This is a genomic window from Candidatus Omnitrophota bacterium (genome assembly GCA_013791745.1).
Lineage (GTDB): Bacteria > CG03 > CG03 > CG03 > CG03 > CG03.
On sequence record VMTH01000077.1, the window covers coordinates 1 to 24,276 of the forward strand.

General features: G+C 50.2%; 27 protein-coding genes. 23 read left to right on the forward strand and 4 right to left on the reverse strand.

Going from position 1 to position 24,276, the window contains the following annotated elements; genetic code table 11:
- The 3 genes from FP827_03525 to FP827_03535 all read left to right on the forward strand — a co-directional run.
- On the forward strand, positions 1-1,454 hold a 1,454-nt coding region (locus FP827_03525), incomplete at its 5' end, for a HAMP domain-containing histidine kinase (GenBank protein MBA3052144.1).
- Positions 1,451-1,813: a response regulator gene (locus tag FP827_03530; protein ID MBA3052145.1), complete on the forward strand. Its 363-nt coding sequence runs from the start codon at positions 1,451-1,453 to the stop codon at positions 1,811-1,813. The genes FP827_03525 and FP827_03530, both read left to right, overlap by 4 nt.
- The gene (locus FP827_03535; protein MBA3052146.1) at positions 1,810-2,592 is read left to right on the forward strand and encodes an OmpA family protein; all 783 of its coding nucleotides are present in this window, start codon (positions 1,810-1,812) and stop codon (positions 2,590-2,592) included. The genes FP827_03530 and FP827_03535 overlap by 4 nt, the downstream gene beginning before the upstream one ends.
- Here FP827_03535 and FP827_03540 read toward each other — a convergent pair.
- From FP827_03540 to FP827_03550, 3 genes are all read right to left on the reverse strand, one after another.
- Positions 2,567-3,274, reverse strand: coding sequence for a glycosyltransferase family 2 protein (locus FP827_03540; GenBank protein ID MBA3052147.1), 708 nt, complete (start codon positions 3,272-3,274; stop codon positions 2,567-2,569). The genes FP827_03535 and FP827_03540 overlap by 26 nt on opposite strands.
- Before the next feature lie 98 nt (positions 3,275-3,372).
- On the reverse strand, positions 3,373-4,005 hold the full coding sequence (locus tag FP827_03545) for a ComF family protein (protein MBA3052148.1): 633 nt from the start codon (positions 4,003-4,005) through the stop codon (positions 3,373-3,375).
- Positions 4,005-9,122, reverse strand: coding sequence for a hypothetical protein (locus tag FP827_03550; GenBank protein ID MBA3052149.1), 5,118 nt, complete (start codon positions 9,120-9,122; stop codon positions 4,005-4,007). The genes FP827_03545 and FP827_03550 overlap by 1 nt, the downstream gene beginning before the upstream one ends.
- 160 nt (positions 9,123-9,282) lie before the next feature.
- Here FP827_03550 and FP827_03555 point away from each other — a divergent pair, with 160 nt between their 5' ends.
- The 8 genes from FP827_03555 to FP827_03590 all read left to right on the forward strand — a co-directional run bounded on the left by FP827_03555 (position 9,283) and on the right by FP827_03590 (position 12,279).
- Positions 9,283-9,492: a hypothetical protein gene (locus FP827_03555; protein ID MBA3052150.1), complete on the forward strand. Its 210-nt coding sequence runs from the start codon at positions 9,283-9,285 to the stop codon at positions 9,490-9,492.
- Positions 9,493-9,694: 202 nt separating this feature from the next.
- A complete protein-coding gene (locus FP827_03560; protein ID MBA3052151.1) occupies positions 9,695-9,877 on the forward strand; it encodes a hypothetical protein in 183 nt (60 codons plus the stop codon).
- Positions 9,878-9,946: 69 nt separating this feature from the next.
- Positions 9,947-10,108: a Flp family type IVb pilin gene (locus FP827_03565; GenBank protein MBA3052152.1), complete on the forward strand. Its 162-nt coding sequence runs from the start codon at positions 9,947-9,949 to the stop codon at positions 10,106-10,108.
- A 10-nt stretch (positions 10,109-10,118) separates the two neighbouring features.
- Complete coding sequence (locus tag FP827_03570; GenBank protein ID MBA3052153.1) at positions 10,119-10,334, forward strand: hypothetical protein; 216 nt, start codon at positions 10,119-10,121, stop codon at positions 10,332-10,334.
- 7 nt (positions 10,335-10,341) lie between these two features.
- Positions 10,342-10,533 carry a hypothetical protein gene (locus FP827_03575; GenBank protein ID MBA3052154.1) on the forward strand — a complete coding sequence of 64 codons (192 nt, stop codon included), beginning with the start codon at positions 10,342-10,344 and terminating at the stop codon, positions 10,531-10,533.
- Positions 10,530-10,973 carry a pilus assembly protein gene (locus tag FP827_03580; GenBank protein MBA3052155.1) on the forward strand — a complete coding sequence of 148 codons (444 nt, stop codon included), beginning with the start codon at positions 10,530-10,532 and terminating at the stop codon, positions 10,971-10,973. The genes FP827_03575 and FP827_03580 overlap by 4 nt, the downstream gene beginning before the upstream one ends.
- A complete protein-coding gene (locus FP827_03585) occupies positions 10,970-11,830 on the forward strand; it encodes a pilus assembly protein (GenBank protein ID MBA3052156.1) in 861 nt (286 codons plus the stop codon). Before FP827_03580 ends, FP827_03585 begins: the two co-directional genes overlap by 4 nt.
- Positions 11,830-12,279, forward strand: a complete 450-nt coding sequence (locus tag FP827_03590; protein MBA3052157.1) for a pilus assembly protein — start codon at positions 11,830-11,832, stop codon at positions 12,277-12,279. The genes FP827_03585 and FP827_03590 overlap by 1 nt, the downstream gene beginning before the upstream one ends.
- Here the strand turns inward: FP827_03590 and FP827_03595 are convergent.
- Positions 12,276-13,703 (reverse strand): hypothetical protein, encoded by a 1,428-nt coding sequence (locus tag FP827_03595; GenBank protein ID MBA3052158.1) that lies wholly within the window; start codon positions 13,701-13,703, stop codon positions 12,276-12,278. The genes FP827_03590 and FP827_03595 overlap by 4 nt on opposite strands.
- 146 nt (positions 13,704-13,849) lie before the next feature.
- Here FP827_03595 and cpaB point away from each other — a divergent pair, with 146 nt between their 5' ends.
- The 12 genes from cpaB to FP827_03655 form a co-directional block, all read left to right on the forward strand.
- Positions 13,850-14,623 (forward strand): Flp pilus assembly protein CpaB, encoded by a 774-nt coding sequence (gene cpaB, locus FP827_03600; GenBank protein ID MBA3052159.1) that lies wholly within the window; start codon positions 13,850-13,852, stop codon positions 14,621-14,623.
- Positions 14,623-16,782, forward strand: a complete 2,160-nt coding sequence (locus FP827_03605) for an AAA family ATPase (GenBank protein MBA3052160.1) — start codon at positions 14,623-14,625, stop codon at positions 16,780-16,782. Before cpaB ends, FP827_03605 begins: the two co-directional genes overlap by 1 nt.
- Positions 16,775-17,245 (forward strand): hypothetical protein, encoded by a 471-nt coding sequence (locus FP827_03610; GenBank protein MBA3052161.1) that lies wholly within the window; start codon positions 16,775-16,777, stop codon positions 17,243-17,245. Before FP827_03605 ends, FP827_03610 begins: the two co-directional genes overlap by 8 nt.
- Positions 17,246-18,124 carry a hypothetical protein gene (locus FP827_03615; GenBank protein MBA3052162.1) on the forward strand — a complete coding sequence of 293 codons (879 nt, stop codon included), beginning with the start codon at positions 17,246-17,248 and terminating at the stop codon, positions 18,122-18,124. It abuts the gene before it with no gap.
- 16 nt (positions 18,125-18,140) lie between these two features.
- Positions 18,141-19,031, forward strand: coding sequence for a type II secretion system F family protein (locus FP827_03620; GenBank protein ID MBA3052163.1), 891 nt, complete (start codon positions 18,141-18,143; stop codon positions 19,029-19,031).
- A gap of 20 nt (positions 19,032-19,051) precedes the next feature.
- On the forward strand, positions 19,052-20,173 hold the full coding sequence (locus FP827_03625) for a HAMP domain-containing protein (GenBank protein MBA3052164.1): 1,122 nt from the start codon (positions 19,052-19,054) through the stop codon (positions 20,171-20,173).
- Complete coding sequence (locus FP827_03630; protein MBA3052165.1) at positions 20,170-21,912, forward strand: hypothetical protein; 1,743 nt, start codon at positions 20,170-20,172, stop codon at positions 21,910-21,912. Before FP827_03625 ends, FP827_03630 begins: the two co-directional genes overlap by 4 nt.
- 13 nt (positions 21,913-21,925) lie before the next feature.
- Complete coding sequence (locus tag FP827_03635; GenBank protein ID MBA3052166.1) at positions 21,926-22,687, forward strand: hypothetical protein; 762 nt, start codon at positions 21,926-21,928, stop codon at positions 22,685-22,687.
- The gene (locus FP827_03640; protein MBA3052167.1) at positions 22,680-23,225 is read left to right on the forward strand and encodes a prepilin peptidase; all 546 of its coding nucleotides are present in this window, start codon (positions 22,680-22,682) and stop codon (positions 23,223-23,225) included. Before FP827_03635 ends, FP827_03640 begins: the two co-directional genes overlap by 8 nt.
- Positions 23,222-23,422, forward strand: a complete 201-nt coding sequence (locus FP827_03645; GenBank protein MBA3052168.1) for a hypothetical protein — start codon at positions 23,222-23,224, stop codon at positions 23,420-23,422. The genes FP827_03640 and FP827_03645 overlap by 4 nt, the downstream gene beginning before the upstream one ends.
- The gene (locus tag FP827_03650; protein ID MBA3052169.1) at positions 23,407-23,988 is read left to right on the forward strand and encodes a hypothetical protein; all 582 of its coding nucleotides are present in this window, start codon (positions 23,407-23,409) and stop codon (positions 23,986-23,988) included. The genes FP827_03645 and FP827_03650 overlap by 16 nt, the downstream gene beginning before the upstream one ends.
- Positions 23,985-24,276 (forward strand): lamin tail domain-containing protein (locus tag FP827_03655; protein MBA3052170.1); only part of this gene is annotated, 292 nt, incomplete at its 3' end. The genes FP827_03650 and FP827_03655, both read left to right, overlap by 4 nt.

Genomic DNA, 24,276 nt, shown 5'->3' on the forward strand with positions numbered 1-24,276 from the left:
AAGAGCTTGCGCGTGCGCGTTTTGAGAAGACCCGGAAAAATATGGAGTTGTCTTTCAATGAGCATATAGCGATAATACGCCCGCCGCTCAGGGAAACTTTTATATCGCTGATACTCAATCTTCACGAATGGGGGCAGCTCAACACTTTTTTCGTCAGGTTCGCGTCTCTCTATCCGCAGCTGGAAAGGATCGCTCTCCATTCCTCCGGACGCCGTCTTGCCGAAATGTCAAGATGGCCAGAGGGCAGTTTCGGGAAGGCCCAGATTGATCCTGAAACGTCGCTGAGCAATATTTTCTGGCTTGCCGGCAAACCCTATGTCGAATTCGCTCTTCCTTCCGATAATGACCGCGAGGTGCGGGGAACAATAGCGCTTGCTCCTTTCATAGAAGAGGCGGAGAAAATGACTTTAACGCCTGGCGGTTCGGTTAAAGTTTACTCCACTCCGCCGGGATCCGCTCCGTCGGGTGATACCAAAGCGGGCTGTACAGAAAAACGGTATCCTCTTCTGGAAGGGCGGTGGACATTGTGCCTTATGGAAGAAGAGTCCCATGGCTTTTATAAAGGCTTTCGCAACGGATTTGTTATATTCTCGCTGGTAGCGCTCGCTTTCACTTTTTCGCTGGCGATGTCTTTCGCCAACAATCTGACATCACGCCTTGAGGCGTTGGCCTCCGGAAGCATAGCGCAGGGAGAGGGTTTTGACGAGATCTCGGCTCTCGAGGAGAAATTGAGTGGATTTTACGATATAAAAAGCAAACTCAAAAAACAGATCAGTTCGCAGGAATCCGCCGGGATACTCGGGCATCATGTCGCGATGATAGGGCATGAGTTCAGGAATCCCATCGCCGCGATAAAAAACGCGCAGTATTTTATAGACTCGCAGCTGCCCCCGGCGTTAAAGAAGAGCAAAATAGGCAGGCACCTGGATATCATAAAAAACGAGATAAAGCAGATATCGTTTATGATAGAGGATCTTCTCAGTCTTTCAAGATTAAAACCGCCGGTTTTCGCGCTTTGTGATATAGGCGGGATTCTGGGCGAATGCGTTGAGATGTTCAAGCAGGAATACAAACTCATTGATTTTGAACTGGCTGTGAAAAAAAATCTCCGGGCTCAGGCCGACGCGTCGGAAATAAGGCAGGTCTTCGCCAACATTATCAAAAATGCCTGCGAGGCCATAACTCCTCCCGGAGAAATCAAAATATCGGCTTCTGTCGATAAGAATTCCATCAGGATCAGATTCGCCGATAGCGGATGCGGAATCCCGGCCGATAAGATAAAAGAGATATGGGAACCTTTTATTTCCACAAAAAGTTCCGGTATGGGATTCGGCCTGGCGACGGTCAAAAAGATAGTGGAAGAAAGGCATAAAGGGACGATCTCGCTCACAAGCAGGGAGGGGGAGGGCACGAAAATGACGGTGTACCTGCCCTGCGAGCAGCAACAGTTATGAAAAAAAGAATTCTTGTGGTCGATGACGATTTCAGCGTCAGAGAGACACTCGCCGATATCCTGCGCAGCCGCGATTATGAGGTCGTGGAAGCCTCATCCGGCGCCGAGGCCGTGGTGAATGCCTCGGCCGGAAAATATGATTGCGTTATAATAGACCTGCGATTGCCCGATACCACGGGGCTTGAAGTCATTGAAAAAATATCCGGCGATGTGCCGAAAAACAAAATAATAGTCATCACCGGTTACGCGTCTTCCGATATGCTGGCGAAAACTCTTGAGGAGGCCGAGTTTTTTCTTTTGCTCAAGCCCGTTGACACGGAGCAGATGCTTTCAGTCGTTACAAAAATTATCGCGCAATGAACGACGAATCCGCCTGGATTGTCCCTTACGGAAACCTCATGACCATCCTTATGATATTTTTTCTGCTGCTCTACGCTTACACATATCTGACGGGCCAGGTGCGCTATGAAAAAGTCGTCGCATCACTCACCGAGGGCTTCGGCCGTTCCGCTCCGATAAAGGAGGTGGAGCTGGCGGAATATCTTGAGAATTATTTTTCCACAAGGGAAGAATATCTCAAAAACATGGACATGGCTTCGGACAGGATAACGCTGATGTTCAATCTTCCCGTTTTTTTTGAGAAAGACAGCATAGAGATCAAAGAATCGGCTTTAGCCGTATTGGATGACATATTCAGGATAATGCATGATCTGCCCAATGAGATAGTGATCTCCGGTTTCGCGGGCCTGGATTCCCGCCGGGATAAGATGCCGGTCGCTGCCGGGCGGGCGCTCAACATCGGACAGTTTTTTATAAAAAAAGGCATTGACCCCCAGCGGCTTATACTGAAGGGGTGGGGCGAGGCTCCGTCCGGGTCGGAAGCGCTGGAAGACAGGGTCGAGATCAGCATAATGCGGGAGGTGTCGCCGCCCGATATACCCGTCAGCGAGAAGCTGATAAAGATGAAAGAAAATTATTTTTACGGCGATTATTATTATAAAAAGGGAGAGTTGAAAAAAGCCGAAATTTTCTTCGGCTATATCCTGGATCTTGACCCGAGCCACTGGAAGGCCCGCCGTATGATCAAAAGGATACAGAGAGAAAGGGCACTGTCTAAAAGCCCCGTAACAGCCGGATAAAAAAAACAAAAGAATCTTTTACAGGGTTTACTCTTGAATCAGGGGAGTTTCTCCATTTTACCGGCATTTCCCTGACGCTGAAACCGAGTTTTTCGGCGAGCACCAGCGTTTCAACATCAAAGGCGAAACCGTCGGTTTTAAGGCGGGAGAATATTGCCCGGGCGGCTTTCCTCTTGTAGAGCTTAAAACCGCACTGGGTGTCTTTGTATCCTTTAACCGCCAGAAAATGCACCATTATCCGGCAGAAAGCTCCTATCGCACGGCGGAAAAAGGATTGGGGAGGGTCGAGGACGCTCCCCGGCAGGCTCCTGGAAGCGATGACGATATCGCTGCCTTTTTCGCATTCCCTCAGGAAATTATCCAGTTCACTTATGTCGGTGGAGAAATCGGCGTCGGTAAAAAGAACATAATCTCCGGAGGATTCAAGGATGCCTTTGCGCACAGCCGCTCCCTTTCCGAGATTCCGGCCGAGTTTTATCACGGTCAGCCTGAATGCTGCGGAGACCGCGGTTTTTTCAGCGTTTTCGGCGGTCATGTCCGCACTGCCGTCGTCAACAACTATGATCTCGCCGGATAGGTTTTTTTTAGCCAGATAAGCATCAGTCAGCCGCACCGCCCGGACGATATTCTTTTCCTCATTGAGGCAGGGTATCACCACCGAAAGCTTGATGTTGTTTTCCATTAAGCGATTATAGCAAAAATGCCCGGCGCATAAAACACAACTTTGGCGTCAGCAGGGTAATCCCCGAAGAGATGTTTTAGCCCGCTAAATAGAAGGATTCAGGTTTTGGCGAAGGTGAGGGCGATAACTCGTTCTGCGCCGCCCTTAAGCAGCGCGGCCGCGCATTCGTTGACGGTGGCGCCTGTTGTGGCGACATCATCTATGAGAATAATATTCGCCGGAAGTTTGCCCCGCACGGCAAAAGCGCCTTTTACATTTTTTATTCTCTCGTCGGGGTGCAGGCCCCGCTGGGAGGGGGTGTTGCGAACACGCCGCAGCTTTGAAGCGGAAAAGGGCAGCTTCAGAATTTTAGAAACGCTTTTCGCTATGAGTGATGCCTGGTTGTAGCCCCTTTCGTTTTTTCTGGTTCTGTGCAGGGGGACGGGAATTATGACATCAGGCAGGAAGCTCCCGCCGTGTTTTATGAGGCTGTCCGTCATCACGCGCGCGGCTGTCCGGGCGCATGAGCGGCCGTTGCGGAATTTCATTTCCTTTATCAGCTTTTTTGCCGCGCCCCTGTAGAGCGCGGAGCTTATCAGCGCGCAGTTGCCGTATTCCACGGGAGGCAGCTCGTGGGAGCTTATTTCGTCCAGGCATCGGCGGCAAACGGGTTCGCGTGCGCTGAGGGGAAGGAATTCTCCGCATCCCGGGCAGCGAGGCGGGAAAATAAAATTTATCAGTTGCCGGAACATCAGAAAATTATTTCAAGTTTTGTACTGATGTTGACCGCCATGTAATTGTTTTCACGGCGTTTTATGTAATCGGCATAGGACAGCCCGCCTCCCAGACTCCAGCGGAAATTGGAAGACATGTCGAAATCCATGGAAAAATTACTCGCGTAGAGCTGATAATTTGTGCTTGTGACATTCAGGCTGCTGCGTTTCATCGTGCCGGAAAAATCAATATTGTATCTGACATTCTGGTCTATCTCCATTTTTTTCGCGCTGAAAGGTATCTGAAAGCTCCTTCTCATTTTCATGGTGTCCGAATGGAGTTTCGCGTTCACGGTGTGCGAACGATCGTCCTTGGACATAACTCCTCCGGCGGAATAGCCGACGTTGTTGGCGCCGGTGTAAGTGAAGTTGGAATGCCATTTTTTCCACAGGTCAAAATTAACGCTGGCGTTCCATGATTTGTCCGTGCTTTGAGCGGACACGGCGTTCTGCTGGATGTCCTTGTTTTCCGTCTCGCTTATTTTGAAGCCGGTGCCGACGGTGAATTTCTGCCATTTGAAATTGAGCGTCAGCCCCTGTCTGGCGGTCGCGGCGAGAGAAAGATTTTTCTGCTCGGTTTCGGAATTGTATATTTCTATGAGCGTGTTCATCGCGGAAAAATTTTTCCCGAAGATCGGTATTTTTTCAAGTGAGGATATCCTTATGCGCGCGTCGGGAAATGTGAGGGTGAGGGATTCCGAAGGTGTGCCGGTCAGCTCCGTCCGCGCGAGATTGGATGTGTAATTCAGCTGTATGTCGGTGGTGCCGATCGGCGTCCAGGCGCCGGCAAGATCCAGGAAAGCAAAAGGTTTGTATGATGTGGACAGCGTATCGGACCGGGAAGTGGAGTAGGAATAAAGTTCGGCCTCGGGATTATTCTGGTCAAAGGTCAGTCCGGTGTAAACGAAGCCGCTGTCGCGGAGAAAAAGTTTGTTCAGCGCGTTGAAATCCTTGTCCACATTTTTGTAGACGTCCGCGTCCGTCACCTTCAGATTGTAGTTGAAAGTGAGGCTGTTGGTGGGGCCGAAATTTATCAGGCTCCCCATGCTGAGAGGTATGCCGAATCCGGCGGAACTTGTTCTGTTGATGTCTTTTAATGTGAGACCGATGCTTTTCCATGCTTCGGTGCTCGCGGGCATGGCATAATTTTCGGTAACGGCCGCGCTGTAATTGAAGCTGGTGTTGAGCCATTTGAAGGGCCTGAGGTTTCCGCCCACGCCCGCGGCGACATTCTGGCTGTTGAGAAGGCGCGCCATGCTGTCTTCTTCGATCTTTTTCCCGGAAGTGTTTCTCGTCAGTTTGTAATTACTGTTGAAATTAAACGCTTTAATCGGATAAAACTGCGCGTCACCGTAAAAGGTTTCGGTCTCGTTTTCCGTGTCCACATTGCTGATCTGCCTGTTGTATTCCACAGCCGACACCGAACGGGTATAGTCAGCCGTGATGTTTTTCGGGAGTATGATGAGATTGGGCAGGGTGTAGGTCATACGCCCGTGAACGGTGTCAGCGGTGTCCGTTTTCCCGGCCAGTGAGTTTGATGTGACGGAGTGACTGTAGTCGCCTGAAAACTGAGGCAGGCGCTTTATGTTCAGGGCGCCTTTTATGGAATAAAGATTTTTCTCGATCCGGCCTTCATCCCATATGCTGAGATACTGCGCCATGGGCGCGTCGGAGAGGTTGACTTTCTCCCGCGGAGTGGTGACGACGGATCTTTCAATATGCCCGGAAAGAGGCATCCACCTGATGCGGTTGAGGCTGAGGTCGCCGGTTTTGAACTCCTGGTCGCTGGAACTTTCAAATGTCATGCTCTTGAAATTGGAATCTATTTCCTTGTGTGTAGCTCCGACGGTAAACCAGCCGGGGAGCTCCACGGAACCCTGCGCTTTTTTCGCGCTGCCTGTTTCTTTCCTGACGCCGTCCACGTAAAAATCATTGATCCACAATTCACCCGATGAGGCGCTGCCGCCGCTCCTGACGCCGGCGAATATCCTGGTGATGTTGTTTATGTTAACGCTGCCTGTCCGGGACTGGAAGCCGTCGGGTATGGAATCGTAGTCCGCATCCAGGAGGGACAGGCTGAAATGCTTCCATCCCGTAAAATCATCGGTAAAGGAATACTCGTAATAATTGGTTATGTCGTTGCCTATCCTGATAAAAGCGCTGTTTCCGGAATTTTCCCCGTAAACGAAAAAGTTCAGTCTTTTGTATATGGATAGGTCCATGCGGGAATAGGACGCGTATGTATAAGCTGTGGCGTTGGGCGAAAGGCTGTAATTTATCCGCAGGGCCTGTTCCCGTATCTCAACATCGCTGTTGTCGTAAAGATCGTTGTAATAAGGGGTGTACAGGAGCGATTTCCCGGCGTATTCAGGATCTGTTTCGTTGTTTATCGCGGATACGTCAAAAATATCCCCGTCGGCGTCTATGTCTATTGCTATGCCGCCGCGGATAAGCGCGGGCTTTTGCCATCTGTTGCCCACGAGGCCGACACCGGCTATTTTTATCTCACCCGCGGAGGCGCCTCCCGCCGCCCTGCCGAGTGTCACGGAGAGCTGTTTCACCGACCGCCACGAGTCTTTGTTGGTCGCGGTAATGGGCAGTTCGTATTTGAATTTCTGCCATCCCGACCATGAGACTGTCACGGCGGTTGAATAAATGATGTTTTCATCCGTTGACAGCTCGCCGTCGCCGTCGAGGTCTTCCGTGTTAAGCCGGCCGTTGTCTTTTCCCCAGACAAACCATGTGTTGGCGCTTCCGGGGAGATTGAATTTAACTCCGGTGTCCTCGCCGTCGTTCAAAAAGTGATCGTTGTTTGGGTCTTCATTGTCAAGGACGCCGTCGGCATCGGCGTCCTCGTTAAAACGGCCGAGTTCTATTGTGACGGTTTCGTTTTTCCCGCTGCCCCATATATATCCCTCTATATATTTTTTCAGGCTGTAATCCGCCCCCTCGCTTGATATGGCATACACGAGCGCTGTCTGGCCCCCGGCGGGCATGAGCGAATAATTCAGGGCGAGCGCGCTGGTTTCATCTTCGCTGTTGTAATAAACGGGATTGAGTTCCCGCATGTTTATTCCGTCGATCTCATTCCACACGAGCATTCCGCGTTTGTAGGGATCCTGTATGGCGGCGGGTTTCCATTGTTCCTCATAGGTGGATACGGTATCTTCCTGTTTAATGTTCTCCATGTTTTCAACGATAGCTTTCCCGGCTTTGTTGGGGTCGTTTTCACTCCTTGCCGCCTCCCCTGAGATATTCACCCTGAAAGGAAAATGTCTTTTCGGGTTCAACGACAGCCTGGTGTTCACGTCAAACAGGAGCGTGGAGGGAGATGTCTGGTAGATGCTGGGGATATCTCCCGCCGACGGGGCGAAATTATACAGTATTGTGCCGCCGGCGAAAAAATTAGCGCTGGGTTTGTATTCGATCCTTGTCCCCGCGAGGGTTTGTTCCTGTCCGCCGACAAAGGGATAATATTCATAGGATGCTTCAATAGACGAATCGTCTTTTATATCTTCTGTGTTGAGGAAGGTGATCCATCCTGAGTAGTAATCCAGCATATAGTCCCTGTCTTTGTCCAGGATTTTCCCGTCCATGGAGATCCTTTCGGAATCTTTGACGATACTGGGCCGCAGAAGGTAGGTGTTGAGCTTCACGCGGTATTCCGCGTAAACGGCGAAATGAAGCCTCTCGCCGTGACGGGAAGGGTCGTAGATGTCGCTGTAGTCGTAGCCCAGCTCGGCGCCGATGTCCTCAAAAGGCCTCTCCCGCGAGAATTCAATTATACCGAGGTCATAATCCACGGTGAAAGACGCGGATGAAAAATCCACATAACGGGTGCCGCCCGCGGCGGTTTCGCTGTTGGAATTGTCCAGTATTTTTATGACGAATTTCTCTCCGAGCGAGTCGCGTATTATGTTGGTCGCTCCGAGGGAATAGCGGTTCTTTATCTCATAATGATCTTCAGCGGGCGAGGAGCGTCCGGCCCGGCCGCCGTCGTCTTTGATCACCGTTTTGTATCCCCCCGCATTGTATGAGGAAAATTGGTTTCCGTCGGTGTCCGTCCAGTCGCAGGCGATAACGGCGTCTTTTGATACGGATTTATAGAATGTGACAATACCGCGTGAATGGTCCACAATGTAATCTATGCCGGGTTTGAGGAGGTCAAAATTCCCCGTGAAGGTCTGCGTGGACCACATGACCGTCATGGGCTGTGTTATCCCGACGAGGTTGTTTTCTCCTATCCTGTCATCCAGCCAGATCTTTACGGAGCCTCTGGTCAGCGGCAGAGAGGCCGTTGAATTATAGATCTCGTAGTATTTCCGGCTCATATAAGAGGCGTCATTGATTATGGGTTTTCTGAATTCCGTTGACCCTGTGAAGCGTTTTATCTCGTTCAGCCCTTTCGTCTGGGATCCGACAAAATAAAGCGATAAACTTTTGTATTTCGCCGAACCCATAAAACCGAACAGGTTTTTGTCCAGTCCGGCTTTTCCCGAATAGCCGACGAATTCCGTTCCGGGCAGTGACAGGGTGATGTCTCCGAATTCCACCTTCTGGACGATCTCATCGGGGTCGCCGGTATATTTGATCTGGATGTTGCGCCTGTTGAGGTCGCCCTGGTTGTCATCGTAGTTTATATCCACGTTTATTTTCCGCCCGACTTTTCCTTTTATCTTGATCTGCAGCTGCTGGTCCATGCTCATGTCAAAGCCGTCAGTTCCGCCGGCGCTGACGGTTCTTTTGGATGCGTCCTTTTCCTTGTAAAACACTTTTCCGAATTTCATTGAGATGGATTTTCGGCCCGCCACGGCGAGTTCTCCGCCGCTTTCCGCCGGCAGGTCTATATCAAATGACGCTTTGGGGAGGATGGCCCCCGCGGGTTCAGCCGCCTTGTCTTTTTCCGGAGCCGTTTCTTCAGCTATTTTTTCAAAGCTTTTTTCCTCAAAGTCATATTCCTCTTTCTGACGCCTTATTTCCTGCCAGAGCTCATGATTAAAAGGCAGTTCCTCGGCCCGGGCGGCATTAAAGGGGAGTGTCAGGCACAGCGCGGCTGCGCAGAAGAGCGGCGAAAATTTCAAAACATGCCTGTTCATAGAATTACATTTATGCTCCATAATACAATTTTAGTAGGAAATCAGCGGGATTTCAACAAATTCTGAGTATTATAATAAAAAAAGCCCCTTTATGCGAGGGGGTCAGACCTGACCCCAAGCTATTGACAAAGACAGCTTCATAAAGATACAATTCAAAGGTGTGAAAGCTATTAAAATAAGCGGAAGCGCGGGATTTTTGTCCGCGGCGGGCAGGCCCGGCGGTTGGCTGGTTTCGGAAGACGGCCAGGGCGAGAGTGAATACATATTGATGATTTTCTGCATGACCGTGGCGGTGTTTGGTTTGAAGATGTTTAATTTCGTTTTGAATAAGGCGTATTTAGACGCCATGAACAGTATAAGAAAATGGTGAGAAATATTAATTTTTCCGCGCGTAAGTCCCGGTTCCGGCTGTTTTTTTCCGGCAGCGGTGGTCAGGCAATGACTGAGTATATTTTAATGATGTTTCTCGTCGTTCTTTCCGCCGCGCAGGTGCTGCGGGCCTTCGGTTTGTGTCTGGATATAGCGCTTATACAGTCGGCGAGAAAGCTCGGCGGTTTTGGAGGCACGATAAAATGAAAAAATCGGTTTTTGTCCGGAAATTGAGAAGCGGCCGCGCGGCGGGTATGACAGAATACATCCTCATTGTTTTTTTGATAGCGCTTCTCGGATATCTTGCCGTGCAGCAATACGGCAAAACGGTTTGCGGCAGGTTTTTGGGCGCGGGCAATAAAGTTGAATCCGCGTGGGGTGACTGAAAGATTGTAAATTGTTGAAAGGGTATCCGGCATTCATAAAAATAATGCGCGGATCCACAGGAGGTTGTTATGAATTTTTTGAGAGATGAAAGAGGGCAGGGCATGACAGAGTACATTCTTTTGGTTTTCCTTATCGCCCTTCTGGCCTACGCGATGGTTCAGGTCTTCGGCAACACCGTTAAGAACGCGTTCAACTCCGGCGCATCAAAACTGAGAAACGCCGCGAGATAACAATTAACTGATGCAAGCCCTTAAAGGGCGGGGTACGCAAGGCCGCGGTCTGTCGCGTTTTCTGCGGACATTGGCTGGCGATGAAAGCGGTCAGGGCATGACCGAGTATATCCTGCTCATTTTTCTTATTGCTCTTGCGTGCATATGGGGTATAAGAATGTACGGCGGCAAGATCAAGAAGGGTTACAGCAGGGGCGCCGAGACATTGGGAAATATCGCGAGGTAAAGCGCCCGTGGAAAAATCCTTCGCCGCCGCCCCCGTCGCCCGGCTCCGTTCGGGGCAGGCGATGACGGAATATGTCATGGCTCTTTTTCTCTGCGCCATGTTTGCCGTCGGCACCTTCAAAACTTATCAGTACGCCATGCGCGTGCATTACAACAGGGTGGCCAAGGCCCGCACGGGTTCCACCGGTATGAGGCCGTGAAAAACAAATCAAAAAAAGGCCAGTCCCTCGTCGAGGTTATTATGGTATTCCCCATACTTGTGACGCTGCTGTTCGGAATAATGCAGCTGGCCATGATAGCCGAAACGATGTTTGTCCTTAACGACGCCGCTAATTCCGCCGCGCGCGCGGCTTCCGTCGGAAGGTCCGCGAATCTCGCCGCCGCCTATGTCGTGCAGAAAACCATCGGCCTGACCAGTTACGGTTATTTCGGGGGCGTCACAACGAACAACAGCACCGTCAATTCCCGCCGTCCGGTGGGAATTCCCGGCACGATAGCTTCCTCCAGCCAGAGGAGAATCAAAATAGTGGAATGCACTGTGAGATATTTTTTCAAACCCATGTTCATGACAACGGCCGTAATACCTCTGTCCGCCTCGGCGCGGGCCATGGTGCATGAGCTTCCGGAGGGCGTTGAATGAAAAAAGAAAGCGGACAGGCCATAGTTCTTACGGCGCTGACGATGCTGGTGATGTGCCTCTTCACATTCATGGTCATAAACACCGGCGTTGTGTTTTACCGCAGGATACAGATGCAGAACGCCGCCGACTGCGCGGCTCTGAGCTCCACGAGAATTCTGGCCCGTTCGCTGAATGTGGTTGCAAACACAAATAACGTCATAGGCATAGAGCAGGTGCCCTGCGTCGGAGGTTTTTTGCCGATGCTATTTGGTACGCTCTCGCCTATGATGATGAAGAATATGAAAAGCGCGTATGAGTCGCTCCGCTCGATTGAAACAGCCTGGGTGAGAGCGGGCGCCGGACAGGCGGCGGCGATGGGATATCATGTGGCGAAACTGAACGGCGCCAAGGCGGGAATACCGACGGGTTCTTTTTCTCTCAAACTCAAAGGGCGGAAAATAAAAGTTCTGTTCTGGAAATGCATCAAAATTCCCACTCCATGGGGGACGATAGAGATACCCATACCTCAGGGAACAAAGACCTATAACCCCGCTTATTACAGACGGTCGTGGGCGACAGATGAGCAGAAAGCCCAGCCGACGCACAAAATAAAATGGCGCGTGTATAAGGACGCCTACCAGCCGTTTGCGGGTTCTCTCTTCGGCAATTTGTCAGCGGCAAAACCGACATGGGCTTCGGCTCAGGCAAAAGTCTTTTACGACTGTAGAAAAAATTACGGGCTTCATTACGGCGGATTTCCGCGTTCACGGAACGCCTCACTGATGGAAAAAATATTTATTCCACAGCCGATATCCGCCTTGAATCCCGCCCAGTTCAACGCATATCTCATACCCTACGGGGTGAGCTATCTGCACTGATGAAAAAGAATTTGAAATCACCTCGTGCTGGCCAGGCGATGGCGGAGATGGTGATATGCCTCATTGTCCTGCCTCTTTTCATAACAGCCATCGTCCGCTTCGGCCAGACTTTGATAATCCAGCAACGGCTTCTTATGGCGGCGAAACACGGCGCGATTCTCAGATCCACCAATCTGGTGGCTGACACTTATGTAAGAGGCGAGGTATTACACTTCCTCGACAGGGGTACACCCAAACTGGAAAGAAGCAGGATAACAATATCTCTGGCGAAAACGAGCTATTTCGGAAACCCCATATCCCATGTCACCGTGGGTTATAGAATAAGGGTGCCGAAATTCAGTAAAAGTTTTTTTCAGCCGTTTTCCACCGAAGAGATCACGCTCAGGGAAGAGGCCTACTGCGCTGATTTCAGGCGTTTGTCAGGAACGCCATATCTGCCCGATATTTAAATCCCCTGCCGTTTTTTTCTTTTATAGATCACAGAAATTTCGTCAGACCGCAGTAATTTCCAGTCCTCTGAATTGCCGAGGTAAAAGGATAAAGGGGCATTTTTTTCCCAGAGAATAAAATCAAAATTGTTTTTTTCAAGAAATTCGCGTGGATCTTTCATAAGTTCGGTTGACTGAAAAAAATCCTCAAGGAATCCGCCGGGGTAGAAATCGGCTCTGCCGTCTATGAAAACTTTTATGCCGCTGTATATAAGATAGCCGCCCCAGTGATAGGGATGCAGAAGGCGCGACGGTTTGAGCGTGACGATCTCTTCGGCGGCTTTTCCCGGCAGTTCGTTATCCTGAAGATATCCGCCGCGAAAATTTTTATTAAATGTCATGACAATCAGTACAGCCGCCAGGGCGACGAGGAAATAATTCAAGGCGCCTAATGGTTTTGATTTTATAACACCCTGCGAAGTTTTATCGGAAACCCGCTTCAAAAACGCCTCCAGCCAAAGCGCCATGTGCCTGGAGGCGGCGGGGGATGTCACGATTATGAAAAGGGGTATGTTCCTCGCGGAGTAAAGCGCGCCCGCCAGAAATGAAAAATAAAGAAACATATCCCGCGCCGCCGGTTTTTCCGGCGAGAAAATAAAAGAGAGCAGCGTTGCCGCGGCAAAAATGATAAGAGCTTTTCCGTGGATGGAGTGAAAGTCGGGGCTCATCCATTCCATTATGTAGCTCATGTGCGTGTGCGTGGAGCCGTAAAGATATTTGAAGGGATGGAGCGCTGCCCTTATGCCGTAGGGATTGAGCAGGAGCGCCGCCGCGGCTATGAGAGCTACATAGCCGAGAGAGGATACTTTCCGCAGGCGTATTGTCTCTTCCGAGGCGAAAACGGCCAGCACGACGGCGCCGATGATGAACATCCCGTGCAGGTTGATCCATAAGACAAAAAGAAAAGGTACGGCGCGGATGTGGCGGGATTTCCCCCCGTACAAGATCAGGATCAGCGCGGCCAGCAGAAAAAAAGAAAATATCCATGGCCTCGCCGAATAAGTCAGGGATGATGCCGCCGCGCCCAGGGCGCTGACAAAAACAGAGATCTCAAAGGATGAACTCAGTTTCAGGCAGGTGAGAAAAACCATAAAAAAAGCGCCTGTTATAAAGGCCGCTTTAAGCAGTATGATGCCGGCGAAACCAGCGGTTTTGAAAACAGCGTGAAATATGAGCTGCGACAGCCATTCGTGATCCAGCCACTTTCCGCCCCCGTGTGTCCATGAATAAGTGTCCTGAGCCGGCGCTCCGGAAGCGGCGATTATTTCTCCCGTTTTCAGATGCCAGAAGAAATCGGGGTCGGATATTTTCGTGAGATTGAGGATAAAAACGATGCTCAGAAGAAACACGATCAAAACAGTTCTGATATTAAATTTCCCACGCATATCCGCAATGATAATTTAATTGAAGTTTCTTTGCAATGCCGAACGCTTTAACTAAGTATTAAAAGGCACCTCTTGCATATTGATATAAGTCCGCTCATATTATACAATCAAGAACGCGTTCTGAAAGACGAAGGGGAGGGGGCAATATGCAAAATAGGAAAGTTATTCTGATAGCCGCTGTTTTCGGGCTTATGGCTGTTCTGCTGGTTCAGACTTTTCTGAGCAGTGTGGAGAAAAAATACAAGGTCGGCTCCGAGCCGGTAAATGTTCTTGTCGCCAAGGGCTATATTTCCGAGGGCACGCTCATCACAGAAGACATGGTGGATATAAAAAGAATACCGCGCAACTTCGTTCAGCCCGGCGCTGTCACTTCGGTCAAACAGCTCATGAACGAACAGGGGATGTATGTCAACGCGACGCTCGTTCCGATACTTGAGGGTGAGCAGGTGACCTCGACCAAACTTGTGCAGCCGGGCAAGGAAACGGGCATGTCCATCGTTATACCTGAAGGATACAGGGCTGTTTCGGTGGCGGTCAACGATATAACGGGCGTGGCGCGGCTCATCAAACCCGGGGACAGGGTTGATGTTATAGGCACATCCGAATTCACGGTGAAACACCGTCCAATAGTCAGGTCTTTTACCGCGTTTCAGAATGTCCTCGTCCTCGCCTATAATCAGAACATCATGGGCACTGTTATAGCGCCCGAGAAGAAAGAGGGCCAGGGTATGGGCGAGATGCCGCAGGAAGATCAGCAGGAAAAGATCCCGACGGTGACGCTCGCTCTCACACCCGACCAGGCGCAGAAAATAACGCATCTGGCCAAGATCGGCGAAATACAGTTGTCACTGCGCCCGATAGGCGAGAAGGCCACGCCGGGTCTTTCTGTGATAGACACGGACGATCTGCTGAGAAACTGATGGGCCAAGGGCGGGTTATAACCATTGTCGGCGCCAAAGGGGGCGTTGGCCAGACGACATTCGCGTGCAATATCGCGCTCGCCCTCCACAACCTCGGAAAGAAAACGGTTCTTCTTGATTTTAACGCCGGACTTCTCGGCGAACTGGCGCTGCTCCTTCAGATGCACACGGATAAAACGCTCATCCAGATCCTGCCTGTTTTAAGTCAGCTGAACGCCGATATGATGCAGGGCTTTGTCTCAAAGCACTCGAGCGGTCTGGATTTTTTGAGCTGCGCGGCCGAGAAAAAAGAAACGATCCAGATCCGGCCATCCCACATATCCAAGATACTGGATTCCTTTCACAATTCCTATGATTTCGTTGTTGTGAATCTCGGCCGGGGTTTTACTGATGTGCAGATAGCCGCGTATGATTCGAGCGACCTCGTTTTTCTTCTTTTCACGCCGGAGCTCCTTTCTCTTTTTCACGCGAAAAAGATCATCAGCGGTTTCATAGAAAATCATTTTCCCCCCCAGATGGTCAAACCCTTGCTCAACAAGAGCGGACTCAAGAGTGCCCTGTCCGAGGCGCAGATCAGGGATTATCTGAAACAGGATATTTTCTGGGATCTGCCTTTTGAATCCGAAACGCTTTTTGAATCCATCAATAAGGGCGTGCCGGCCGTCGTGAATTCGCCCAAATCCCTTTTCAGTAGAAAAATCGTACAGCTCGCCCAGAACCTCAGCTTCGCGGAGGATGAGGAGGAGAAAGGGAGGGGCATCTTCGCGGGACTCCGCCAGATGCTCTCAAACGCCCGCCGGGATTATTCCCGCGCGGAAGCGGAAGCGGAGGACGCGCGTCCCGCCGTCATACCCGGCGCTGAAAATGTCTATGAGAAACTTAAGGAAAACATATACCGTAAACTGGTGGAAAGGATCAAGGAAAAGCAGATAGATGTCGCCGCGATCAAAACGAAACACCAGGAGGAAAAAGCCAGAAGCGACATTGAGAAAGAAATAGAAGCCATACTCGCCAGCGAGGGTAAGGGCCTTTCCGAAAGAGTGGACAGGATACGCCTGTCCAAGGAGATAATGGACAGGGCGCTGGGGCTGGGGCCCATTGAGGATCTGCTGAAAGACCCTTCCATCACCGAGGTGATGGTCAACGGCATGGATAGGATATATGTGGAAAGAAAGGGCAAGATATCTCTCACGAACAAGCGTTTTTCGTCGCATGACGAGCTCATGAATATTATTCAGCGCATTGTTGTGCCTCTGGGCCGGCGTATTGACGAGGCCTCTCCCATGGTGGACGCGCGCCTGGCCGACGGCAGCCGCGTAAATGTTATCATCCCGCCGCTTTCTCTGGTGGGCCCGACGATCACGATAAGGAAGTTTGAAAAGGAGAGTTTTACTTTTTCAAATCTCATTCACATGGGGGCCATCACCGCGGAGATCGTGGAGTTTTTGCGGGTGTGCGTGCTGCTCCGAAAAAACATAATAATATCCGGCGGGACCGGCACCGGAAAAACCACCATACTCAATATTGTTTCCGGTTTCATACCCAAAACGGAAAGGATCGTCACGATAGAGGACGCGGCGGAATTGCGTCTGCCGCAGGATCATGTCGTTTCTCTGGAGTCCCGCCCGCCTAACATAGAGGGGAAAGGCGCTGTCGAGATCAGGAATCTGGTTATCAATTCGCTCAGAATGCGGCCTGACAGGATAGTGATAGGGGAGTGCCGCGGCGGCGAGGCGCTGGATATGCTCCAGGCGATGAACACCGGCCACGACGGTTCACTGACCACCATACACTCTAACAACCCGAGGGATTGTCTTTCAAGGCTGGAAACGCTTGTGCTTATGTCGGGGATGGATCTCCCCGTGACGGCCATTCGTGAGCAGATCGTAGCCGCGGTGAACATCGTCGTGCAGCTGAGCAGATTCTCCGACGGCTCAAGGAAAGTCACTCACATCTGCGAGGTGACGGGCAAAGAGCAGAACAGCATAGTGATGAGCACTCTCTTTAAATTCACCCAGACGGGCATAGGCGAGAAGGGCAGGGTGGAAGGCCGCTTCTCCCCGACGGGAGTGATGCCCACATTCATAAATGAGATAAAATCAAAGGGGATTGCCCTTGACCTGGGCATATTTAAAGAAGGGGGGGCTGAAAATGCGTAAACACTTTTTTTTCCTGATTTTGACCGGGGCGGTTTTTGCCGTTTCCGGATGCGGCGATCAGAAGATCGTTTTTAACGGAGAAATACACAGAGGCGAAATAACTTATCAGTATCAGATAGCGGGAGACACGAATACGGAAGTCGTGGAAGTGCTCGTTGATTATGGCGGATGGGAGGGCGCCTGCGTCAAGGAAATAAGCCACCCCGAAGTCGCCTACGCCTCTAATGTCAGTGGTAAACAAGGCCAATACCGGCTTGAGATAAAGGTGCCGCGAAAACTCGGTTTTCCGAGCGCCGACACCTACACTCTTCAGGCCTGGGCGCCGTCGGGGGCGTTGCCGGGGGAAACTTCATCCAGAAATGAAAAAATTTCAAATTATGCCAGCGCCCGCCCCGGCGAGAATGTCTATGTGAGGCCTTTCCTGCTTGTTTATCACACATTTGAGGAAACCGGCGGCGAATAAATGTTTATAATCCTCCTGAAAACTTTGATCTCACTGGCGCTTTTCGCCGGCATATATTTTATCGTCACGGCGGTTGCTGATGAGATCGAAAGGAAAAAAGAGAAAGAAAAAGAAAACGGAGGGGTTAAAAAAAAGATACTTGATTTGGACGATCTGTTCTCGGCCTTTGAAAAAGATCCCGGTTCAAAAAAAGCGAAAGTCATCAAGTTTTCCTTCGCCGGAGCTTTTTTTGTCATCTTTCTCGCGCTCTCGGGCAAAATGCTCATATCGCTGGCGCTGGGGGTTGCGGGTTTTTTCGCGCCGAAATTTCTCTCGGATCTGAACAAAGAAAAAAAAGCGAAACGGATCGACGACCAGCTCGCCGACGGGCTGGTGCTCATAGCCAATTCGCTCAAGGCCGGCATGAGTTTTCCCCAGACTATTGAGGTGATGTCCAGGCAGGGTAACCCTCCGCTTTCGGATGAGTTCGGCATTGTCGGGCGTGAGGTGAAAATAGGCGTTTCCATGGAACAGTCTCTTTTTAACTTCGTGCACAGATGGCCGGGCATCGTCAATCTGCGCATCGCCGTCATAGCGATAAACATCGCCCAGGAGGTGGGCGGAAATCTTTCGGAGACGCTTTCCCGTCTGAGCGATACCATGAGAAAAAGAAAGGAGATACAGGGCAAGATAGACTCCCTTACAACGCAGGGAAAACTTTCGGGCGTTATCACGGCCTTAATGCCGTTCGCTCTTTTCGCGGCTATTTCATGGATGTCGCCGGACATGATGGCCCCGATGATAAACACCGCGCTGGGAAACCTTATGCTGGTCGTGATACTCGCTCTGATAGCCGCGGGTTTTGTGATAATCCAGAAGATCGTGAATATAGACATATGAAGAAGGGGAAAAATCTGTGAATATAGCGATTCTTGCGTCCGTGTTTTTTACGGTTTTCTTCGTCATCCTTGCCGCCGCCGGCGGAAAAAAGGAAGACGATCTGATGAGCCGTCTTGACCTTTCGCAGCAAAAGGATTCCTCAAAACCGAAGCTGCAGCTGAGTAAGGTCATCATAGGGGGCTTAACCTCCCGCATAAGCGCTCTCAAATATTCGTGGCTTGTGAAATACAGGGACGATGTGCGGCAGAAGCTCAATCAGGCGGGCAATCCCGCGGAGCTGACCCCCGACGGTTTTATAACGCTGGTGCTCGTCAGCATCATCGGCATGATACTTCTTGAGGTGCTTTTTCTTAAAAAAATAAATATTGTCGCCTTCGGCATTTTCGGTATTATGGGATATTTTCTGCCGAACGCGTCGCTTAAAAACATGATAACGAAAAGGCATCATTCCATACTCAGGGAACTGCCCAACATCCTCGATCTTCTGACACTTTCCATGGAGGCGGGCATAGATTTCAACGCCGCGGTGAACAAGGTGATATCAAAATCCGAGAAATCGCCTCTGACCGACGAGCTGCGCCTTATGCAGCAGGGGCTTCGTCTGGGGCAGTCAAGGAAAGAATCAATGACCGAGATGTCCAAAAGGGTGTCTCTGGACGCGCTGACTTCTGTCATATCGGCGATAATACAGGCGGATAATCTCGGGGCCAGTCTCGGCCCGGTTTTGAGGGTGCAGTCGGAACAGATGCGCATAGAGCGTTTTCAGCTCGCCGAGAAGCTCGCTCATCAGGCGCCGGTCAAGATGCTGTTCCCTCTGATGTTTTTCATATTTCCTTCCATTGTTATAATGCTTTTCGGGCCGCTGGCTTTGAAATTCATGGGCGGCGTTTTCGGGGGTGTTTTCTGATGGGAAAAAGGGGTTGATTTATGAACGATAAAAAAACGGAAGAACGCAGGATACGGCCGCCCAGGATAGGTATTGTGACACAGCTTGTTTTAAAATCCATGATTTTTTCCACTTTTTTACTGGCGGCGATATGTTTCTTTATTTTTAAATACCAGAAAAGCGCGCTCATAGAAAACGTCATTCAGAAAAACGCGCTGATGGTGTCCACCTACGCTTCTTTTATGTCCGACGCGAAGCAGATGAACGACGATCTTGTCATAGTGGATTACATAGAGCGCATGAAACGTTCCCCGATGGTGCGTTATATCATGGTTCTGGATGACCGCAGCAGGGTTGTTTTTCATTCTGACATGAGGAAGATAGGCAAAACATATCAGGACGCGGAATCGCTCCGGGCGGTGACTTCCGAGGATCCGGTGACGCAGGAGGTTTTTTCCGAGGGTGAGAGCTTAATGGATTTTTCCGCGCCCATACTGGTCGATCACAAAAAGGCGGCGACGCTGCGCGCGGGTTTCTCCCGGTCGAGCATAGACGCGGGTATAGAAGACATAAAGGAAAATCTCAGCGTTGTGGCCGTGGGGGGGCTTATAATAGTGATCGTCGGCTCGTTTATAATCAATTCGGGCATAGGCGTGGATATAAATCATCTGAAGAATGCCGCCCGTGAAGTGTCCCGCGGCGAACTGCCGGAGACCATAAATGTATCGGGCTCCGGGGAGATAGGGTATCTGGCCAGGGTTCTGGAGAGGATGTTTGAGAAATTCAAGCGGGATCTTTCGGATATTGAAACCCAGAAAAAAGAACTCCGCAAAAATTACGATTTCTTTATTCAGAATCTCGCGGCATTCATCGACGAGGGCATAATAATCATGGACAGCGATAATAAAATAATATTCGCTAATGAGGCGTCAGGGAAAACAGCGGGTTTTTCCGTGCTGGGATGTATGGGGAAACACATGCTCGAGCTCATCAAAAACGCCGAGCTCATAGAGTTCCTGAACCATTGTTCTCAAAACCCCAATGTCGCCGCGATGAGGGAGATACTGTCACTGAACTGCACGGCCGTCGCTGAGGTGGTGAAGGAAATAAGCACGGGCAAAGCGCTCGGCACGGTGGTGCAGTTAAAAAACCTGAAAATTTGAAAAAGGCGCTGAATCTGAACCCGCGGTTCCGGAGTATATTTTTACCGCTTGTTTTGTTTGTCTCCGGCGTAAACGCTTTTTTTATTCCCTCTTCCGAGGATGCCGGAAGCATTGACGCTTATCTTCGCGGCGGGATAGGCGCGCGCCATCTGGCCATGGGCAGGACAGGCGTTTCTTATGTCTCCGGGGCCGAGACGATGTACTGGAATCCGGCGTCTCTCGCCGGGCTTTCCGCTTTTGAGGGAATGCTGTCCTATAATATGCTTTTTGCCGACACTTATGAATTTTTCGCGGGAGAGATAATCCCGACGCAATGGTGGGGTAATTTTGGCGTGGGTATGCTGCGCATGGGGGTGGGGGATGTCGAGGGCTGGAACTCGCAGAATCTTTCAACAGGTAAAATAGAAAACGAAACTTCGGCTTATTTTGTTTCCTACGGCAATTCCGCTTACGCGAGTCCCCTTGAACTGGGGGCCACTCTGAAAATAGTGCATCACAATGTGGCGGGTTACGCGGATAAGGGCTTCGGTTTTGACGCCGGGGCCAGATACACTTTTTTCAGCCGCTCCATCAGCGTCGGCGCGGTTTACCGGAATCTCATGGGACCGTCGATAACGCTCATAAACTGTAAGGAAACATATCCGCCTTCTCTGGCGCTGGGCGTTTCCGCCAATAGAGGGTATTTCCTGCTTTCCGCAGACGCTGCCTTAAGCAGCGGTGAAAACATCAAACTGTCGGCGGGGACCGAATACAGCAGGTACGCTCCCTTCTTTTTCCGGGCCGGCATAAATGAAACGGAACTGAGTTCGGGTTTCGGATATGAGTTCAAAGGATGGAAATTCAATTACGCTTATGCTCTGCACAGCGCCTGGGATGAAAATCTGGGCTCTTCCCACCGCATTGACCTGAGCCGCACTTTTTCGGGGGATCTTCAGAAATTCAAGGCCGGCGCCAATAAGGACGTGACCCGCGCTTTCAAAAAAGCCCGCCGTCGGGCGAGAAAAGGGCAATTGTTTTATGCCGTTGACGCGGCACGGGATACGCTTGAGCTTGATAACCAGCATGAGGAAGCCGCTTTGCTCATACGAGGTATGTATAACGACAGCAAGAGCGGTATTGATTCGGGGAAAATAACAAGATTTGAGGATGTGTCATATTCCCGCGGCCTTATCGCCTACATAGACAACGATCTTCCCTCGGCGCTCAATTATTTGAAGCAGAATCTCAATCTTGTGGTCGCCAACAACGAGGCCCGCGATACCGTGGATAAAATAAATGCCGCTATTCTGAAAAAACGCCGTGAGGCGGAAGCGCGCGAGAAATTTCAAAAAATAGACCAGTATATGAATGACGGTATTTATCTGTATTCCATAGAGGAATATGTTTCCGCCGCGGAAAAATTCACTCTTCTGCTCGAGCTCGCGCCGGACAACGCGGACGCCGCGCGTTATCTGGCGCTTTGCCGGAGCGCCATACAGGAGCTGGAAGAGAAGAGCAGGCCCGCGCCCGCGCCGCGGCCCGTGAAAAAGGAGCCGCCTCCGGTTGAGAAAAAGAAACCGGAGCTCAAATTTGAGGTTGACCCCGAAAAGGCGGAAGCTCTTTATAATGACGGCCTTGTGGAATATTCGCTCGGGAGGATCAAAAACGCCCTCCATTACTGGGAGATGGCGATAAAGTACGACCCCAAGAACAAAAAAATAAAAAAAGCTATCATCAACGCTGAGAAAAAACTGAAATGAAGGAGAGGGAAGAATGAAGAAAATATTACTGACGGCGCTCCTGGCCGCCGCCTTTATCGTGCAGGACGCGCATTCGTCGGGCGAGTCCCGGAAATCAAATAAGCTTTATAAAGCGGCCAGGGCGGATATTAAAAATGGCCTTTATCTGACGGCTTATGACAAACTCTCCGAAGCCTACTGGCTCGACCCCTTCAACGACGGGGCCTTGAAAGAAATGGACAGGATCACGAAATCCTTTAAGAAAAATCTCGCCGAATGGTGCGAATATGATTTTGAACAGAAGTCATACGGCTCCGGTTTTCTTTTTTATACGCAGGGCGATTATAAAAACGCCGTCAAGGAATGGGAAAAAGTGCTCATGGTGAAGGAGAACAGGGAGGTGCGGGATTACTACGAATATATCTCAGGGGAACTGAAAAAAGGCATGGAAAAAGAAAAGCTGTTATACGGCGGCAAGGCGAAGCTGGACAGGGAAAATGCCGAGAAACTCAAAGAGGAAGAAAAGGACAAGAAAAAGGCCGTGAAGAAAGACCCCCCTCCCGCGCCGAAATCCCCTCCCAAAGCCGCCCCGTCGGCGGCGCCTAAGACGCAGGAGCCGAAAATAGATAAGGCCAAAGCCGAGAAATATTATAACGAAGGGCTCCAGCAGTACAGCCAGGGCTATCTGAAACTTGCCGCGGCGAGCTGGAAAAATACGCTGAAATATAATCCCGGGCACACCAGAGCCCAAAGGGCGCTCACCAGAGCCGAGAAGATGCTGAAAACAAATGAATAACCTTATTCTTTCGGATATCGCCTCAAACTTGCGGGCGGAGGATTATGCGCTTATTGTTTTTACGCTTGCAGCGGCCGCCACCGACGCGTGGAGGAAGAAAATATACAACTGGGCCACGCTTCCCGCTTTTATAGCGGGCGTAACCCTTGCGGCGTTTTCCGGCGGCTGGAAAGGTCTGGGCTTTTCTCTCCTGGGAGCGTTCGCGGGCTTTATAATCCTTTATTTTTTCTGGGCGGCCGGCGGGATGGGCGCTGGGGATGTGAAATTCCTGATGGCGGTCGGCGCTATAAAAGGGCCGATCTTTGTTTTCAAATCGGCTCTTTGCGGAATTTTCGTGGCGGGGATAGTGACGGTGATATGGATGCTGGCCAGAGGCGTTTTTTTTAAAAGCATTAAGAATGTCCTTATCCCTTTTTACACATCTTTTGTGTCGGGCTTCAGCGTCTCTCCCATGCCGCGGACGACGAGCCCGGCTCTTCCTTTCGGTTTTTATCTGGCGATAGGTGTGATGGGATACTGGCTGTACGGGGCGCTATGAAAAAAATCAAAAAAGCAATGAGCATTTTATCCGGAAGAAAGAATTCCATTTTATTCACAAAAAAAGAGAGAGAAAAGGAAAAAAAATATTTACGGAGTTTGAGTTTTGAAAAAAGCGCGGCCATCGTGGAGAATTTAATCACGTGCAGATTGGGCAGGGATATTCTTGAGGCTAATAAAAAATGGAACAAAAAATAAAAAAGAAAGAAGGACTGGATTACCTGTTCGGGGAAATTTGTTCTATTTTGAAAAAAAATAAAATCCCGTATTTAGTGATAGGGGGACTCGCTGCGGGTGTCTTGGGAAAACCGCGTTTTACGGAAGACGCTGATTTTTTAATTTTTATACCGCGTTCAAAGGCGAAAAAACTTTTGAAAACGCTGAGGGGGCAGGGTTTTAATTTTGACAGGAAAGAGGCGGAGAACACAATTATTGCCAGAGGGGTTTTTAGAGTTTCCCTGGGGGCGTATCACGCTGATTTTATCATCAACACAATTAAGATAGGAAAGGCGGCGCTTAAAAGAGCTTTTGATGTGAAATTGTTCGGTAAAAAAGTGAAATTCCCATCGCCGGAGGATTTAATTTTATTTAAATTGATCGCCGGGCGTGAGCTTGATATAATGGACGCCAAAAACATTTATTTTAGGCACCGTGATAAAATTGATGAACAGTATCTGATTAAATCAGCGCAGCAGATTTGCGATGAAATTGAAGATATGGGCGTTTGGAAACGCCTGCAGAAATTATTGAAAGAGAAGTTATGAACAAGCCGAACACGCCCTCCATCCCTGCGCTACGGGGCTTGCTTTTTACGGTTATTGTTTGTTTTTTATTTTTCTTTTTTCATGTTCCGTTTCTGCATGCCGACTGGGCAGTCCACATCGTCATCAGCGAAATGGCCACAACGGGCACTAACGGCGCCAAAGATGAATTTGTGGAGCTTTATAATCCTACGGCAAATGCTATTGATATAGGTAATTCTGCGAGTGGCTATAAACTACGCTATCGCTCAGTAACCAGTGGCAATTGGGCTTCAGGTGGACTTATTTCGA